The sequence below is a fragment of the Drancourtella sp. An57 genome (assembly GCF_002161525.1).
GTDB classification, from domain to species: domain Bacteria; phylum Bacillota; class Clostridia; order Lachnospirales; family Lachnospiraceae; genus Sellimonas; species Sellimonas catena.
Genome location: NZ_NFHY01000004.1, coordinates 1 through 17,153 on the forward strand (window position 1 = coordinate 1; position 17,153 = coordinate 17,153).

General features: G+C 41.9%; 13 protein-coding genes and 1 pseudogene. 12 read left to right on the forward strand and 2 right to left on the reverse strand.

Going from position 1 to position 17,153, the window contains the following annotated elements:
- Positions 1-155 precede the first annotated feature (155 nt).
- The 10 genes and pseudogenes from B5G11_RS04045 (at position 156) to B5G11_RS04085 (ending at position 12,854) form a co-directional block, all read left to right on the forward strand.
- A complete protein-coding gene (locus tag B5G11_RS04045; protein WP_242958922.1) occupies positions 156-473 on the forward strand; it encodes a hypothetical protein in 318 nt (105 codons plus the stop codon).
- Between the two features lie 14 nt (positions 474-487).
- Positions 488-2,599: pseudogene (locus tag B5G11_RS04050) on the forward strand (DNA topoisomerase 3).
- Positions 2,600-2,612: 13 nt separating this feature from the next.
- The gene (locus B5G11_RS04055; RefSeq protein ID WP_144289670.1) at positions 2,613-3,674 is read left to right on the forward strand and encodes a DUF5688 family protein; all 1,062 of its coding nucleotides are present in this window, start codon (positions 2,613-2,615) and stop codon (positions 3,672-3,674) included.
- 13 nt (positions 3,675-3,687) lie between these two features.
- Positions 3,688-3,831, forward strand: a complete 144-nt coding sequence (locus tag B5G11_RS16290; protein ID WP_158099206.1) for a hypothetical protein — start codon at positions 3,688-3,690, stop codon at positions 3,829-3,831.
- Positions 3,832-3,909: 78 nt separating this feature from the next.
- A complete protein-coding gene (locus B5G11_RS04060) occupies positions 3,910-5,667 on the forward strand; it encodes an LPD16 domain-containing protein (RefSeq protein ID WP_087252270.1) in 1,758 nt (585 codons plus the stop codon).
- A complete protein-coding gene (locus tag B5G11_RS04065) occupies positions 5,664-5,885 on the forward strand; it encodes a transposon-transfer assisting family protein (protein WP_087252271.1) in 222 nt (73 codons plus the stop codon). Before B5G11_RS04060 ends, B5G11_RS04065 begins: the two co-directional genes overlap by 4 nt.
- Positions 5,875-6,417 carry a YodL domain-containing protein gene (locus tag B5G11_RS04070; protein ID WP_158099207.1) on the forward strand — a complete coding sequence of 181 codons (543 nt, stop codon included), beginning with the start codon at positions 5,875-5,877 and terminating at the stop codon, positions 6,415-6,417. Before B5G11_RS04065 ends, B5G11_RS04070 begins: the two co-directional genes overlap by 11 nt.
- A 270-nt stretch (positions 6,418-6,687) precedes the next feature.
- The gene (locus B5G11_RS04075; protein ID WP_087252273.1) at positions 6,688-8,310 is read left to right on the forward strand and encodes a hypothetical protein; all 1,623 of its coding nucleotides are present in this window, start codon (positions 6,688-6,690) and stop codon (positions 8,308-8,310) included.
- 6 nt (positions 8,311-8,316) lie between these two features.
- Positions 8,317-11,343 (forward strand): DUF87 domain-containing protein, encoded by a 3,027-nt coding sequence (locus B5G11_RS04080; protein WP_087252274.1) that lies wholly within the window; start codon positions 8,317-8,319, stop codon positions 11,341-11,343.
- Positions 11,344-11,372: 29 nt separating this feature from the next.
- Entirely contained in the window at positions 11,373-12,854 is a 1,482-nt protein-coding gene (locus tag B5G11_RS04085; protein WP_158099208.1) for a DNA/RNA non-specific endonuclease, read from the forward strand.
- 72 nt (positions 12,855-12,926) lie between these two features.
- Here B5G11_RS04085 and B5G11_RS04090 read toward each other — a convergent pair whose 3' ends face one another.
- Together B5G11_RS04090 and mobC are read right to left on the reverse strand one after the other, a co-directional pair.
- The gene (locus tag B5G11_RS04090) at positions 12,927-14,492 is read right to left on the reverse strand and encodes a relaxase/mobilization nuclease domain-containing protein (RefSeq protein ID WP_087252276.1); all 1,566 of its coding nucleotides are present in this window, start codon (positions 14,490-14,492) and stop codon (positions 12,927-12,929) included.
- Positions 14,479-14,862 carry a plasmid mobilization relaxosome protein MobC gene (gene mobC, locus B5G11_RS04095; RefSeq protein ID WP_087252277.1) on the reverse strand — a complete coding sequence of 128 codons (384 nt, stop codon included), beginning with the start codon at positions 14,860-14,862 and terminating at the stop codon, positions 14,479-14,481. The genes B5G11_RS04090 and mobC overlap by 14 nt, the downstream gene beginning before the upstream one ends.
- A 361-nt stretch (positions 14,863-15,223) precedes the next feature.
- Between mobC and B5G11_RS04100 the strand changes: the two genes are divergently transcribed.
- On the forward strand, positions 15,224-15,415 hold the full coding sequence (locus B5G11_RS04100) for a DNA-binding protein (protein ID WP_087252278.1): 192 nt from the start codon (positions 15,224-15,226) through the stop codon (positions 15,413-15,415).
- A gap of 6 nt (positions 15,416-15,421) precedes the next feature.
- Positions 15,422-17,137, forward strand: a complete 1,716-nt coding sequence (locus B5G11_RS04105) for a phosphoadenosine phosphosulfate reductase family protein (protein ID WP_087252279.1) — start codon at positions 15,422-15,424, stop codon at positions 17,135-17,137.
- The last annotated feature ends 16 nt before the right edge of the window (positions 17,138-17,153 follow it).

Consider the following 17,153-nt stretch of genomic DNA (forward strand, 5'->3'; position numbering starts at 1 on the left):
AAAAATGGTTTGTAATATATTCATAAGTCTATTATGCAGGAAAAACACATAAAAAGAAACCCCCAATTCCCCCATGAATGGGGGCTAGGGGGCTGAAGTGTCGAAGACACTTTTTTAATTTCTGGATCACCAAGCGAGTGGTCTCTTCAGACAGCATGACAGCCATTCTGGTGGTATCACTTGCCGGTGGTGTTGGCTGTGCCCTTGCCTGTCTGCTTAGTGACAAGATGAGCAAGGACAGAACCTATGTGAATGTGATCATGTCAGATGACTTGGAAGCCATGATGGACTTCCGTGATTTCCTGGCAAAGAATCATATCACAAATGTTGCTTCAGACAGCTACACCCTTGACTGGGATCAAAAGACAATCACCATCACTGCTTATGCAGAGACAAAGGCTGAGAGTCGTCTGATCAACAAATACATTGAAGAGAGTCCGCTGAAGTTTAAACGAGTGATTCAGAAAGCATAAGATGGAGGTAAGACATGCAATTAGTAATTGCGGAGAAACCGAGTGTGGCACGGTCAATTGCCAATGTCATCGGTGCCTATAAGCGGGAGGTTGGTTATCTGGAAGGTTCCGGATATATCGTTTCCTGGTTTGTGGGACATCTGATTGAATTGGTTCAGCCACAAGCATATGATGAACGCTTGAAAGAATGGCGTATGGAGGATTTGCCGATTCTGCCGGAGAACTGGTTATACCAGGTTTCAGAAGGTACGAAGAAGCAGTTTTTTATTTTGAAGAAGCTTATGAACCGAAGTGATGTTACAGAAATTATAGCTGCAACCGACGCCGGAAGAGAAGGTGAGCTGATCTTTCGACTGGTCTATGAGCAGGCAGGCTGCAGAAAGCCCTTTAAGCGATTATGGATTTCTTCCATGGAGGACAGTGCTATTCGTGAAGGCTTTGAGCATTTAAGGGATGGTCATGAATTTGATTCTCTCTATGCTGCAGCACAGGCCAGATCCTGGGCCGACTGGCTGGTTGGAATGAATGGAACAAGGCTCTTTACCAAGCTTTATGACAGGAAGCTGACAGTAGGACGTGTACAGACACCAACCCTGGCAATGCTGGTTGACAGGCAGAATCAGATCAATGGCTTTCAGAAGCAGAAATACTGGAATGTGCATTTACATCTGGATGACCTGGAGGTGGTGAAGGAGAGGCTCTTTGATCAGAACGAGATGGCAGAGCTGATCGAAAAATGTCGAAATCAGACGGCAACTGTCACCTATGCAAAGAGCACAGAGAAAACCATCAGTCCACCAAAGCTTTATGACCTGACCACTCTGCAGAGAGAGGCTAACCGTTACTACGGATACACAGCCCAGAAAACCCTGGAGTATATCCAGAGCCTTTACGAGAAAAAGCTGGTGACTTATCCAAGAACGGACAGCCAGTTCCTGACAGAGGATATGGCAGATACGGCAGAGCATATGGTTTGGATGATCAGAAAGGTATTTAACATTTCCTGTCAGGCTTCCGCTGAGGTAGATATTGGTCGCGTGACAAATAACAGCAAGGTATCCGATCATCATGCCATTATCCCAACGGTAGAGCTTGAAAAGCAGGAGTTCAAGGAGCTTTCTAAGGGAGAAAAAGACATCCTTCTATTGATTTCTATGCGGCTTTTGATGGCAACCGGAGTGAAGCAGCGTATCTCAGAAACAGAGATCAGAGTCAGCTGCGGCGGGGAGGAATTTCTGGCAAAAGGAAAGAATGTCCTGAATCCAGGCTGGAAGGAATTCGAAGATCACTTTCGAAAAATGAAAAATCTTACGGTTTCTAAAGCGGAGAAGGGAATCCCGCTTTTGTCAGAGGGGCAGACCTTTGTCTGTGAAAATGTTTCGGCAAGCCAGCATTTCACAAGTCCGCCGAAAACATTTACCGAGGATTCCCTGCTATCTGCAATGGAGACTGCAGGCAATGACAGCTTTGATGAGGATACCGAGAAGAAAGGACTTGGCACACCGGCAACCAGAGCAGAGATGATCGAGAAGCTGGTGCGAAACAGCTATGTGCAGCGAAAGGGCAAGTAGCTGATTCCAACAGAGGATGGCATGGCACTGGTACAGATCTTACCGGAGGAGGTGAAGTCAGCCAAACTCACAGCAGACTGGGAAAATGCTTTAAAGCAGATTGAGAAAGGAGCCTTGTCAAAAGAAGAATTCATGTCCGGCATCACAGATATGGTGAAGGAACTGGTAACCAAATATGGAGTCACAGATGGAAAACAGGATAATCCATTTTCTGGAGGTGACAGTACAAGGCCACAGCGTGAGGAGATAGGTAAATGTCCCCGCTGTGGTTCTTCAGTTTTAGAGGGAGAGAAGGGCTTTTATTGTAACAAGAGAGAATGCAGCTTCTGCTTATGGAAGGAAAACAGATGGCTCTCAAGCATGAGAAAAAAGCTCACAAAGAAAATGGCCGTTGCCCTTTTAAAGGATGGCCGCGTACACGTAACCGGACTTTATTCCGAGCGAAAAGGTCGATGCTTTGATGCCGATCTTCTCATGAAGGATGACGGAGAGCGTGTGAACTATTCACTTGATTTTAGCAGCAAAAGTACTGCTAAGCGTAAAACGAAAGGTTAAATATGGTGTATTTATGATGGATTACAGAGAATTTGTTGATCAGGTAGCAAAGGACATTAAGGATGTGCTGGGAGATGAGCTCCAGAGTGTAAATGTAACTGCCCGCCAGGTGGAGAAGCTTCAGGGCGAGTCCTACTATGGCATCAGTGTTCAGCCGGAGGGTTCCAACATCGGTGTCACTATGAACTTAAAGGCAGCCTTTGATCGTTATCAGGATGGAGCTTCCTATGATGAGGCCCTTCAGATGGTTGGTGATGCTGTGGAGGATGGCATGTTCAACCGTCCGGATGTGAGAGTGAATGAGCTTATGGATTACGATGTCATGAAGGAAAAACTCATGGTTCAGGTAGTTCCTACTAAGGGAAATGAGGAGATGCTTGCCGGTATTCCTCATAAGGAGCAGGAGGATATGTCTATGGTTTATCGCTTTGTCTTTGACAGCAACGAGCAGGTCATGGCGTCCTCTGTTGTAACCAATGGCATGCTTCAGCAGTATGGCATCACTGCAGATCAGCTTCATGCAGATGCTTTGGCCAATGCGCAGGAGCATTTTCCTGCAAAGGTTCGCAGCATGCAGGAGGTACTTGCTGACATCATGGGCATTGAGCCTGAGATGATGCCAGCACCGGATGAGGCAGGCATGTTCGTGGCTACCTGTAACAACGGCGTGAATGGTGCCGGTTGCATCTTCTATCCGGAGTTCATGGATCAGGCTGCAGAGAAGCTCCAGGGAGACTTCTTCGTGCTCCCTTCATCTGTGCATGAGGTGATCTTACTTCCTGACAATGGCCAGATGGATTTCCACGAGCTTGAGGCTATGGTACAGCAGATCAATGAGACAGAGGTAGCACCTCAGGATCGCTTATCTGATACTGTTTACCACTATGATTCTCAGGATAAGGTCTTCGAGAAGGCAGAGCGCTTCGATGAGCGTATGCAGGAGAAGAAGGCTGAGAAGGAGCGTCCGAAGGAGAAGCAGTCTCTGAAGGAAAAGCTTGATGCAAAGAAGAAGGAAGCTGCCGGTCGCGATGGCGGCAAGAAGACACCACACAAAGCACAGAATGCGGAATTATAAGGAGGACTCGAGTATGAACGAGATGACAGTAAACAGATTGATGGCATACAGAAAAGGAATGGCAGAGGTCGTAAAGGCGCAGTCCCAGGAGGCTGCTTTTGAGGACAAGGAACCTGTGAAAAGAGGTTTTGGAACAGGCGGCGGATGCCTTAGATAACTTTCAGGGGATGGGTTCTTTCGGGAGCCTGTCCCCGTTTTTATTTTGGAGTGCAGACTCCGGAAAGGGGAACAACTTATGGCTGAGAAAACACAGTATGACCGTGTGAAGGAAATCACGGATCAACTGGAGGCAGGGATTGAAAATCTCTTCAATTCCGACCAGTACAAGCAGTGGCTGACTACTATGAGCCGCTTTCATGATTACAGTTTAAATAACACACTTCTGATTGCCATGCAGAAACTGGTTGCCGGTTATACCACCTGGAAGAATCAGTTTGGCCGTCAGGTAAATAAGGGCGAGAAGGGCATCGGTATCCTTGCTCCAACGCCTTACAAGAAGAAGGTGGAAGTAGATAAGACAGATCCAAATACAGGTGAGATTCTAAAGAACCCGGATGGTTCTAATCAGAAGGAGATTCAGGAGGTTCTGTGTCCCGCATTCAAGGTGGTCTCCGTCTTTGATGTAAGCCAGACCGATGGCAGGGAGCTTCCATCACCTGGTGTAAATGAGCTGACCGGTGATGTAGAGCAGTACGAAATGTTCTTTGAAGCACTGAAGTGTACCTGTCCGGTTCCGATGGAATTTGAGCAGATCAGCAGTGGTGCCAAGGGCTATTATCACCAGATTGAACAGCGTATTGCTATCCAGGAAGGCATGAGTCAGATCCAGACCGTAAAGACTGCTATCCATGAGATGGCTCATCAGAAGCTCCATGCTATTGATCCGAATCTGAAGAAGTCAGAGCAGAACCTGGAGAATATCAGCCGTGGTGGAAAAGAGGTAGAGGCCGAATCTGTAGCCTATACTGTCTGCCAGCACTATGGCATCGATACTTCTGATTACAGCTTTGCCTATATTGCAGGCTGGTCCAAGGGGAAGGAAACGCCGGAGCTGAAGGCATCCCTGGATACTATTCGTAAGGTAGCATCAGAAATGATCAATGATATCGATGGTCATATGAAGCTACTGCTTCAGGAAAAGGAACAGGAAAATACGCAGGATAGTAAGCAAGTAGAAGCTGCCTATCAGATTGGAAATCATTATCTGGAAATCCATGAGGCCTCGGATGGAAGCTGGGATTATACCCTGTATGGCCATAACATCAGAGAGGTTGATGGAGGCCAGATCAGTGACTCCGACACCATGACCATTGAGGTGGCAGCAAAGGAAATTGCCGACTTTTATCAGCTCTACAATCAGAAGCTTGAGCCTATGGATCGGGATAAGCTTGCAGACCTGACAGAGCTTTATAATCCTGCCTTTACCGATGATCAGATTCATTTTATGGCAGAAATCATAGATCAGGGCTTTGATCCAAAGGAGTACTGGGTCGGCGGTAAGGCAATGGATCTGACAGAGAAAAGATTGTTTGCTGAAGATATTGCCGATATCAAATACCAGGTTCAGATTGACAGCATTCCAAGGATGCTTTTTACAGCAGAACAGTGGCATGGGATTGAGGCTGGAATTGCAGACAAGCTGGATGTAACAGTCTATGCCAAACCGGAATTTTCACCAGAGCAGATGAGCATTCTTCGAGGCGTGTTAGGCGTGGAATACGACGGCTATCTGAATCGTGAGGATGTCTTATCTGTAGCTGATCCAAAGAAGTCTGTAGATGAGATTCGAAAGGAAGTACTTCAGCTCAGACGTGATCCTGAGACAGGAGAGCGGGCAAAGAAGCCTGAAGTAAAGGAGAAAGCAGAAGAGACTGCCAGTAAGCAGATCGGCAAAAAGAAATCCCTTCTGGCAGACCTTCATGAGAAGCAGGCAAAGGTAAACGGGAGTAATCTCAAGGGACAGGGCAAGAGCAAATCAAAGGAGATGGAATGATGATGTTTAATGTGGAAGAGCAGAATATTCTTGCGGTATTACATGCAGAAACCAGGGAAGCCACCATCGCTGATATCAGAATGGTGCTAGACAATATAGATGATTTGGAACTTGAGGAAGTGTGCCGCCATACTCTGAATAAGCTGATGAAGATCAGTGACGAGGAATATGCAGCTCTTGATTTGGAAGTAGATGAGGGATTTGCCTATGAGGAATAAAGAGAATAAAACTTATGAGCTTTATCAGCTGAAGGATACACCGGAATGCAGAGACCTGATGTTCCTGTCATTTGATCGCTTATCCAGGCTTGGTGTGCCTGTGAGAGGAAGCCATTACAACAAGGTTTACTCCGGTACATTGAAGAGTGGTGAAGACCTGGACAGCATCTATGAACGTTTTAATCTGTACCATCCTGACGACTTCAGAGGGCATTCCCTCAGTGTCAGTGATGTGATTGTACTTCATAAGGATAATCGTGATCAGGCCTACTATGTGGACTCGTTTGGGTTCAGACAGGTGCCTGAATTCTTTGCAGATAATCCCTTAAAGAAGGTGGAGGAAATGCTGGAAGACGATTATGGAATGATCAACGGTATCATCAACAATGGTGATCGCCGCAAGTATGATGACGAGAAGAAACACTCGGTGATGGATAAGATCCAGGAGAAAAAGAAAGAGGCTGCGGTGGCAGAGAACAATGCACCAAAGACAAAAGAAGCAGCTAAGAAACAGGAAGCTGAATTAAGTTAAGACAACCCGGCTCGGGATGCCAGTACGCTTTATGGTGCTGGTGTCTCGGGCTGGGATTTTTTGATTTAAAGGTGTCGCGTAGAGACGACAATACTATGATTCTCTCATTGTTATTGTTATGATTGTGGTTTATAATAAAAATAAAATATTGACGTACTGAGCTAATAGTGACGTCCAGAAGCAGAGTTATAAATGACATCATGGAGTTCTTGGCTCTATGGTGTCTTTTTGTTATTTTGAGAATTTGCTTTCAAAGGAGTTGAAATATATATGGTAAATGCGGAATTGCAGCACAATCCTTATCTGTTAGAGACAGAAGTGAAGTTTAATGGTCAGGAGCCAAAGATTAATAGCCAGATAGAGAAATACGAAAATAAATTGTTGGCTGACTGGGTAAGAGATGTTCCTAAAATGTTTTACGATGAAATGAACGGATACGATTTTGATCTATTCTTTTCGGGGACTGAATATGATTTTCAAAAGCTTCAACAGACTTTTATTTCTCTTGGAGTCACCTCTGACCAGGTAAGGCTTATTATGCGTAATGAGTTGGAAGACGCAGAAATAAAGAGTAATGAAATTAGGAATCTGATTGATTGGTTAAAAGAAAATAGGAACAGACAGTTTGATTTTGATAACTTTTATGATGCAAACAGGGGACTGCTTGAAGAAACATTTTCATGCATCGTTATTCGAGGAAAAGACGAAGTGCCGGAAGATCTCACATTTACCCTTGAGAATGTGAAGAGTGTAGATGAAATAGCAGGTACAAATCTGACTTACGTTCCGGTTGTGTTTGTAATAGAAGCAGAAACAATTCAGCTTTTTAGAAATGATCTGCTTGCATTATTTGGAAGAAAAGAAGTTGAGCAAAACCAATTGTTTTTCTGTATATCGCCGGCAATGGATAAAGAATATGTAGTCCGCTTTATTAGTGATCTTGGGATAGAGGAACCACAGTTGATTTCCCGTATAGACGATGGAAATGTGGCTACATATATTAAAAATTATCCTATGGTAGCTTACGTTGGCGAAGTTATTCGTGTGTTCGAGAACGAAGTAAATACATTGGATGATCGTTTGAAAGCAAAAAACGAGCAGAGTGCTATCGAAAATGCGGAAGTATACGAGCAAATTTCTGCATTAGAAGATGTAATCGAAAAGATTAAGGCATCAGATATGCGCTTTGTAGATCTTGATAATTATTCGGGAGGGAATCGTTTCAATGATCTGAAGACTGAGTTGGAAGAAATGATCAGGAAATGGAAAAGTCGTAAGACAAAGGTTGTTGGAGATGTTGAGATAGATCGTAATTCAACAGAGTATGAGCAAGAACTAGCCAGATATCTTGGTGAATTCTATAGGAAAGCAATCGAACATTTTGGATTTGAAAAGGACAAAATTGAAAGAGAATTTAACGAGATATATCTGAGACAACCACTGGATTCAGAGTATAAGCCAGAAGGACTTGAGGTAACTATTCCAGATAATGTAGAGGTTAATGGAATTAAGTCAGTATTGCTGGAGTTGCAGGAAGAACGTTATGAAGAGAAGACAGACTTCTTAGATTTCTTCAAGGCAAAATCTTCAAATGAACCAAAAGAGCTTGTAAGGGTCGTGACCTGCTATTTAGAAAAATGGAGAGAAAAGGCTATTGAATTAATGATTCCTGTTGTAGAACAGTACATTTCAGAAAGCCAGGAAAATCTTAAAAGATACTATGATGAACTTGCCGGGAAATATCATACAAAGTTGTCTGAATTACATGAGCTTAAGATGAATGAAAAAATCGGAATTGCATCTCAATTGTCAGAGGATGAAAGAATGCTGCAAGCAGATAATGATTGGCTAGTTGTGATTAAAGATCAGTTGGCAAGAATTGAAAGGGGTTAGTTTTTGATGACAACAGATTTGATAAAGTCGGGACAAAATATGATAACAGAACCTGTTATCGCACTAGAAGACCGATTAGAAATTATAGATGAATATGTAAGAAAGAAATACCTTACACGTCTTTCTGACATGCAGATTATGCCATTGGGAGAAATTACTCCATTGGAGGAAGATTTAATCAATAATGTCAGAATGTATCGAATTACAGAGATGGTCTATCAGAAAGATGAGTCTGTGATGGACAAGTTCACCACAGTGTTTAATACGCTAGCGACTTATAATGCATCTGTGTTTTTTATGATTGATTCAGATGGAAAGCAGGCAAATTACTATCTCGGAGTAAGAAACAATGAAGCAAATGATTCTCCGAGAAAAAGATCAACAGTAACACTGGGGGATACTTTGAAACAGACCTTGATCGGTCATTTCCCTGGGGTGAAGATTGAAAATGAAGACCGAAAGAAAATTGCGGATCTTTCGGAAAAAATAAAGTCCTTAAATAATGTTGCATCTGTTAGTGTAGTGGGAAGTAGCAGACGAGATAAGGACCAGCCACAGAATGAATTTGCGCAGGGCATGGAAAAATTATGCCTAGCAATGAGTGGACGCCCTTATACAGCTGTAATCATTGCCGACAATAAGAATGCTTGGGATGTGCAGCAAATGAGAAAACAGTATCAGTCATTGTACACTGCTTTATCCCCATTACAGAAAGTGCAGTTTTCTGATTCAACCAGTGAAAGTGAATCGAGAAGTCAATCGTTTTCTGAGATGAATGGAAAGCAGAAGGCGGCTATGATTACAAATGCTGTTATTTCTATCGCTGGAACGGCTGCAGGGGTTGCTTTAGGTGCACAGGTAGGCGGTCAAATGGCAGGAACAGCTGCTATGTTGGGTGGCCAGATAGGTGGTCAGGCAGGAGGCCAGATCAGCAGTTTTATTTCGTACCTTGCTCCGGCAAAACAGATCAGTAAATCAACAACAACCGGCGTTACAACGACAGAGGAAAATAAGGCTGTAACAGATATGCTGGTTATGTTGGATGACACTTTGAAGAAGATGAACGAGTATGATAGCTACGGATTGTGGAATGTTGCAGGATATTTCTTATCTGACGATATGTCTGCTTCTGAAATAGCAGCCAGCAATTATCGTTCTCTGATGAATGGTGACAATTATGGACGAGAAGTATCTGCAATCAATTCGTGGAGAAGTAAGGATCAGGGTATCGTTGGAGAATATAGAGACCTGACAACTTACTTATCCAGATTTGTTCATCCGGTGTTTAATTATGGCGGTAATCTTATTGTTACTCCATCTACAAATATAAGCGGTAAAGAGTTAGGACTTCATTTGGGACTGCCACGTTCAACGGTTCCAGGGCTTCCTGTAATTGAGCATGCAGAGTTTGGTAAGGAAGTAAATACTTATCAGTTGTTTGAAAAAGAAACAAGTAATCGCCCAGAGGATAGAATTACATTAGGACGAGTATTTGATATGGGATTAATCACAGATAAAATCGTAGAACTGAACAATAAGAGCCTCAATATGCATACGTTTATTACTGGTTCTACAGGATCTGGAAAAAGTAATACTGTATATCAAATACTGATGGAATTAAGACAGGACCGAGTGCCATTTCTTGTAATTGAGCCAGCCAAGGGAGAGTACAAGGATGTGTTTGGTCATTTGCCTGATGTAAATGTGTTTTCTACCAATCCGGGAATTGCACAGCTGATTAATATCAATCCGTTCAAATTTCCACGCTCCATTCATGTGTTGGAGCACATTGATGGTTTAGTAGAAATCTTTAGTGTATGTTGGCCTATGTATGATGCAATGCCAGCGTTTTTCAAAGATGCGATTCTGAAATCTTACGAAGCCGTAGGATGGGATTTGGGATCATCAACCTTTGAAGATGAAGATGTGGCATATCCTGACTTTGAAGTGCTTGCCGAGCAGTTAGATAAGTTGATTACAAATTCTGATTATGCGGCAGAAATCAAGTCAAATTACAGAGGAGCCTTGCTTACTAGAGTAAAATCTTTAGCGGTAGGATTGAATAAATACATTTTTACAGAAGAACAGACTCCTTATGAGAAATTGTTCGATGAAAACTGTATTTTAGATATTAGCAGAGTAAAATCATCAGAGACTAAGGCGCTCCTCATGGGATTGATGGTATACATTCTCAATGAATATCGTGTGGATCGTAAAACAAAGAATAACAATGGTTTGCGTCATGTAACTGTTTTGGAAGAAGCACATAACTTATTGAAGAATACATCAGGCGGAGAGTCTGAGTTAATCGGAAAATCTGTTGAGATGATTACGAATACAATTGCTGAAATCCGTACATATGGTGAGGGATTCATTATTGTTGATCAGTCGCCGTCTTCTGTTGACATTGCAGCAATTAAGAATACGAACACGAAGATTGTTCTCAGAACACCGGAAGCCAATGATCGTGAGGCAGTAGGTAGATCTATTGGACTTTCAACTGCGCAGGTAAATGAAATAGCAAAATTACCAAGTGGTGTAGCGGTTGTTTATCAGAATAACTGGCTCAGTCCGGTGCTCACCTTGGTAGATAAGGCAAAAGTAAAAGAAGTTGCTTATCAGTACGAAAATCCTGTGGTAATAAAAACTGCAAGAGAAGCAAGAACAGAATTACTTTGTATGTTGTTACAGCCTTGGATTAATAGACAGCAATACCGAGGAAAAGCGTTAAGAAACGATTTGAAGGCTCTGGAGCTTTCAAAAAGAATTAAAGATCGTATTTCAACATGCATTGAGCAATATTTGTTCTTCCAGGGCAATATGATATGGAAAACAGAAGAGATTTCATCTCTGCAGGAGCTGATTAAAGCCTTGCTTGGTATCTCAGATGTAGAGTTTGAGGATATTATTATTACCGGAAACCCGGATGAACTCAGGGCATTAATCAGTCAGAAAACAATAGGATTAAGTTGTCAGGAAATAGAAGAAGTATGTTGTATTCTTACAATGGAAACAGGAAAGGATGGTGAATAGACATGGATGTGTTGGAACAAAATGCGTTTATGACAGAAGGTATCAACATCAGTGAAAAACTATCTGGTTTTCGTAAGAATTTTACAAGTGCGGTAGCACCAGAAAATGGAAGTTATGGCATCGCAAGAATAGATAAAGGAAACGGTTTAGAGGCGTTTAGAGGAAAGACGCAATCTGGCCATCCGTTCATGGAGTACTATCAAGACGGAAAGCTTACAATGAGAAGAGAAAGTCTTGGTAATCATCAGCTGATGAAAACAAGTTATGATGATAAGGGTACTGCATATCTGAGAACAATAACTGAAGCAGGGAAGAGTGTAAATTATGAATTAACTCCAAATGCGACAATCACAAAAGGAAATTTTGTAGCGACAACTGATGCATATGGAAGAACAATATCAACCAAGGTAACGGATATTACTTTGAAAGATGGAGGATATCATCCTGTTTCTAAATTAAGAGACAGATTTTACTTAAAGGGTGATGAGGTTGGTCATGGTGTTCCTGATCAATTTGGAGGTCCTGCAAGCAAAGAGAATACATTTGCACAGGCGATGGAGGTAAATCGAGGAACTGGAAGTAAAGTTCGTCAGGTTGAAAATCTTGCAGCTCAGCTGAAGCAGGAAGGCCACACTGTAGATTATGAAATGAAAGCAAACTACAGTGGGACAAAGAATGGTAGACCAACATCTTTTGAGCCGCATATCACAGTTGATGGAGAGGAATATGCGCTGCCAGAGAATTTGAAAAAAATATATAATACCGCTGAAGAAACTACTGTGCAGAAAGCGGTATTAGAAGCCAAGGAAAGATTTGGTACTGCAAACGAAGTAGGATTAAAATCGGGAGCTATAGCAGCTGGTATTACCTGTGCAATCTCAAGTGTAGATAATATTTCGGCTTGCATTAATGGTGAAATCTCTGGAGAAGAAGCTGCAGTAGAAATTGTAAAAGACACTGCAATAGCAGGTGGTGCAGCATATGGAACTGCATTTGTTAGCACGGCAGTAGCAGAAACAATGAAGGGATCTTCAAAGGTGTTATTACAAAGAGTTGGTAATAGTTGTTTGCCAGCTACGGCGGTTGTGTTTGCAGTGGATTCTGCTGATGCTGTAATTGATTTTGCGACAGGCGAAATTGATGGTGGTGAACTGACTTATGAACTTGGAGACAGTGCCGCTTCTGTTGCTGGGGGCTTTGCGGGCGGTGCTGCAGGGGCGAAGGTTGGCACTGCGATAGGAACTGTAGTAGCTCCTGGAGTCGGAACTGCAGTTGGTGCAGTTGCAGGTGGTATTGTTGGAGGAGTTGTAGGAACCGTTGTTGCTTCTGAAGCTTATGCGACAACAGTCGAACTAGGAACTGAAGGAGCAGAGTACCTGGCAGAAAAAACAGAAACACTTGCAAAGGATACGGTTGAACTCGTGAAAGAAAATATTCCAGAGAAGGTTAATGAGGTTAGAGATGCATTCAATGATTTTGCAAAGAACTGCAATCTGCCTTTTAGTGTGTAGGCGATTGATGCCTTTCTGGAAAATTGAATAAATACAGAGGCTCTGACTCATGAAGCCAGGGCCTCAAAGTGTTTATAGAGATGATTTGTCTTTGGTGATTTCCGGTTTGTCACGATCAAGAATGACATTCATATTGGCTTCAATATTGGCCAGTTCTTTGTCGTGAGCACGGGCTTCGGAATAGGCTTCATACTGAGCATGCTTCTGCTGATAGAGGGCTGTTCGCTCAGTTTTGATATCTTTCAGGGATGGGAATTTCTTCTGCCCTGTAAGCTCCTGTAGCTCTCTTCTGGCAGCTTCGTAGAGCAGGATTTCAGCACTGTGTTCTTCACGGAATTTCTTTCGATTTGGGGAATCCAGGAACTGCTTGTAGACATCCTTGTTCTTAAGAAGAGTAAGCCTGGCCTTGTACATTTTATCGACCTTGTGAAGCTTGGCCTCCGTCTCTTTCAGTGCAGTATGGGTTTCTTTTACATGAGCTTTTGATGCGGTTCGAATGGCCTCTAATTCATCAGGAGATATTCCGTTTGAAAGCAGGAAATTGCTTGTGGCAGCCATCTTTTGCAGATTGCTTCTATTGACGACTGTGGCATATGCAGGACTCCGTTGTGCCTTTTCACAGGTGCTGATATTTGTAATTCTTCCGATGGATTTCTGTGCAGGTGCAGTTAAATCTGGACGTTTGCCGGATGGTTTTCGATAAGAATTCTGCTGACTTACAATGAATCGCTGAACGAAATCCTTTTCGAAATCTGTACCCAGAGAACGCCCTCGAATTGGCTTTTTTCGATCCGGTGTAAGGTAACTGATGGAGCCTCTGCTTTCATGGATTTCGATGCCATATTTTTCAAAAAGTTTCTTCTGAAAATCATCTATAGACTGGGAATCCAGCATGGTATTGGTGATGACTCTTCGAAGAAATCCTTTCTCAGTTTCATATTTCTTCGGCGGCTTATCCGGAGTGGGAGAGAGCGTTGATTCAGCATCCAGCTTTGCCTGTCCGCGACGCTGTGCCCAGTATTCTCTGTCAGTGATTCGTATCTTTGCAGGATTCAGAAGATCCACCTGATAGAAGGCTTCCTTTTGGCACATGAGCATGGTCTCTGACTTCAGATATTCCAGAAAATCTTTCGTTACATGATGCTTATGACCGGCAAGAGAATCAGCTGGTCGTTCCATAAAATCCTGTCTGGTCACATCAAATGCACGAACACTGTTGATGACAATGTGTACATGAATATTGCCGGCAGAGTTGTGTCCGTCAGGATGTGTACAGACAAGAGTCTGATGCCCAGGGAAGTTCTTCTGGGCAAATTTCATGCCCAAAGCCTGGGCTTGTTTCGAAGTCAATCCGTTGTCATCACGGTCTCTTGGATCGAAGCTGATGATATAATGATGAGCTTTGATTTCTGAACTTTTCTTATTCTTTCCATAGCGAAGATTCAGATCTTCACACTCACGTCCAAATGAAGTCGGATCGCAATTTATGCCCTCGATTATGAAGCTTTCTCTTGGAATTTTCTTTCCGTTTTCATCCAGAATAGGTTTGCTGGTAAACTCATCGTGCTTAGTGGTCAGGTAATCGTAAGCTGCATCATAGTTGGAATTTTTAATTGCGATATGTTTAATTACAGCCATGATATTCACCTACCATTTCTTTTAAAGTATCACGCATCTCATACAGTTCTGAAATACATTCTTTGATGTCTTTCCACATTTGATTCGTCATTGTTCCTCTATCATTTAAGTAAGCTGCAATCTGATTAAGGTTATTACCGCAGGCTCCCAGGTTACGGAAAATCTGCAGAATTTCCGGATCATTGAAGACTATTTCGATACGTTTTTTGATGATGGGCTTTCTGCTGGTGAGAAGCTTGCGAACATAATCAGATAATGTCATATCTGCAGATGTAGCTTCTGCCTGAAGCACCTCATACAGCTCCTTTGTCATTCGAAAATGGAAGTTCACTTCCTTGGATGGTGGAAATTCTTTCTTCTTTCTACCCATGTATTTTTCCTCCTTTTGGTAAGCTGAAGGCTTCCAAAGACCGCATCTATGATGCTATTGCCGTGGGATTGGGGAACGGAATCCCCAACAAGTTGCCGATGTTCAAAAATTCATTTTTGTAGCACAAGGCGAAACTTGCTCTAGTTATACCGAAATATATACCTGTAAAAAGCCTCCTAGATTACCTGTGGTCACGGAAATTGGGAGGTATTTCCAAATAAAAAGAAGAAATATGATCAGATGTGCTTGAATTGAAAAAAAGGTGTTATCTATAGGTGACACCTTGAAATTGACTTTAAGCGTGGTTTGGCGTATAATTAAGCGCATATAACTGTACATTTTATATATATAAAGGAAAAATATGGAATACTTATCATTAAGACAAACAGCAGAAAAATGGGGACTTTCAATTCGAAGAGTACAAACATTATGTAGTACAGAGAGGATACCGGGGGCTGTTAAAATTGGCTCCTACTGGGCAATTCCAATTAATGCTGAAAAGCCCAAAGACGAGAGGATTAAAAGTGGTAAATATGTAAAGGATTGTAGGTGATAGATAGTGTGGTGTAAGAAATGTAATATTGAAACTAATGAGAGCGTTTGTCCAGTTTGTAGAAGTGAAACAATCGAGGATACACCTGTAGAAGTTTATTGGTGTAAGCATTGTAAGACACCTATAATTCAATTTGTAAATCAAATGGATAAAGGAGCGTGTCCTTTATGTGGTAGAAAGACCAAGTATTTATCAGCAGACCTTCGTCCGGTTTTTCCTGAGGAAAGATTATTAATTGAATTACTATTGGGGAAGAAGCCAAACGAGTGGATTGAATGCTCTGTATGGGCATCTAATAGTCGTTATTATATAGATGGAAAAAGTGTATCTTTATCGAGTTCATTATTTCAAAATGCAGATACAGACTTACTTTCTAAACAGCTTGAAGAGTATAAAAGTCAGAATGGGTACGAGTTCTTTGAATCAAATATTCAGGTCTTTATTGAAGCAAATAGAGATCGATTATGCTATTTAAAGGATGAAGCATTTGCCTTTATTAACCAGGCGGCACAGAAGTATGATCCTGAGCATATTGTTGTTTCGTTTTCGGGAGGAAAGGATTCAACAGTAACAGCAGATTTAGCAGTTAAAGGATTGAGTAATCCTTGTTTGGTTCATATTTTTGGTAATACAACACTTGAATTTCCATCTACAATTGAATATGCGAATCGATTTAGAGATGATCATCCACAGGCTATTTTTCAGATTGCGCAAAATTATGAGCAGGTGTTCTTGGATGTCTGTGAGGATATTGGCCCACCAGCAAGAATGATGAGATGGTGTTGTTCTATGTTCAAGACAGGACCGATTACCCGTGTAATTAATAGCCTATACAGGAATCAACAGATTCTAACATTTTATGGAATTAGAAAGTCTGAATCAGTTAGCCGAAGCAAGTATAACAGAATAGAAGATAATTCGGAGTCAGTTAAAATTCAGCAACAGACGGTTGCATCGCCGATTTTCTTTTGGAAGGATATCGATATATGGTTATATATTTTGTCGGAAGATATCGATTTTAATGATGCATATCGCTTGGGATATGACAGAGTGGGGTGCTGGTGTTGTCCAAATAATAATCAGAGAGCCCAGTTTTTATCACGTATCTATATGCCAGAGCAATCTAAAAAATGGCGTGATTTTCTGATTTCATTTGCAAGAAAAATTGGAAAACCTGATCCGGAAATATATGTAGATACAGGTAAATGGAAAGCTAGACAGGGTGGAAATGGTTTATCCTCTGCGGGAGATGTAAAGATTAAATTTACTAATTGTACGAGTGAGGAACATGCGAAAATATATCGTTTGGTTCGCCCGTTCGACGAAGAATTAACTGGATTATTTGTTCCTTTTGGAAGAGTGGCGCCAGAGCTGGGCAATAAACTTTTGAACGAGGTATTAGTGCTTGATTCAAGGACTAATGTACCGATACTTTCATTACAGCCTTTCGGGCAAGGGGAATTTGAATATGCAGTAAAAGTGAAGACTATGAATGTTGCAGATCATGAAGATTTACAGCGATTGGTCGGATATCAGATTAAAAAATTCAATGCATGCAGAAAATGTTTGAAATGCGAATCTATTTGTAGAGCAGGTGCGATTTCAATCAGCGGGGGATACTACTATATAAACCCTGAAAAATGTGTTCATTGTAAAAAATGCATGTCTGCAAAGATTCTAGATGGCGGATGTACGATGGATAAATATTTGAGAACAAAGTAAACACTGGAGGAAAGAT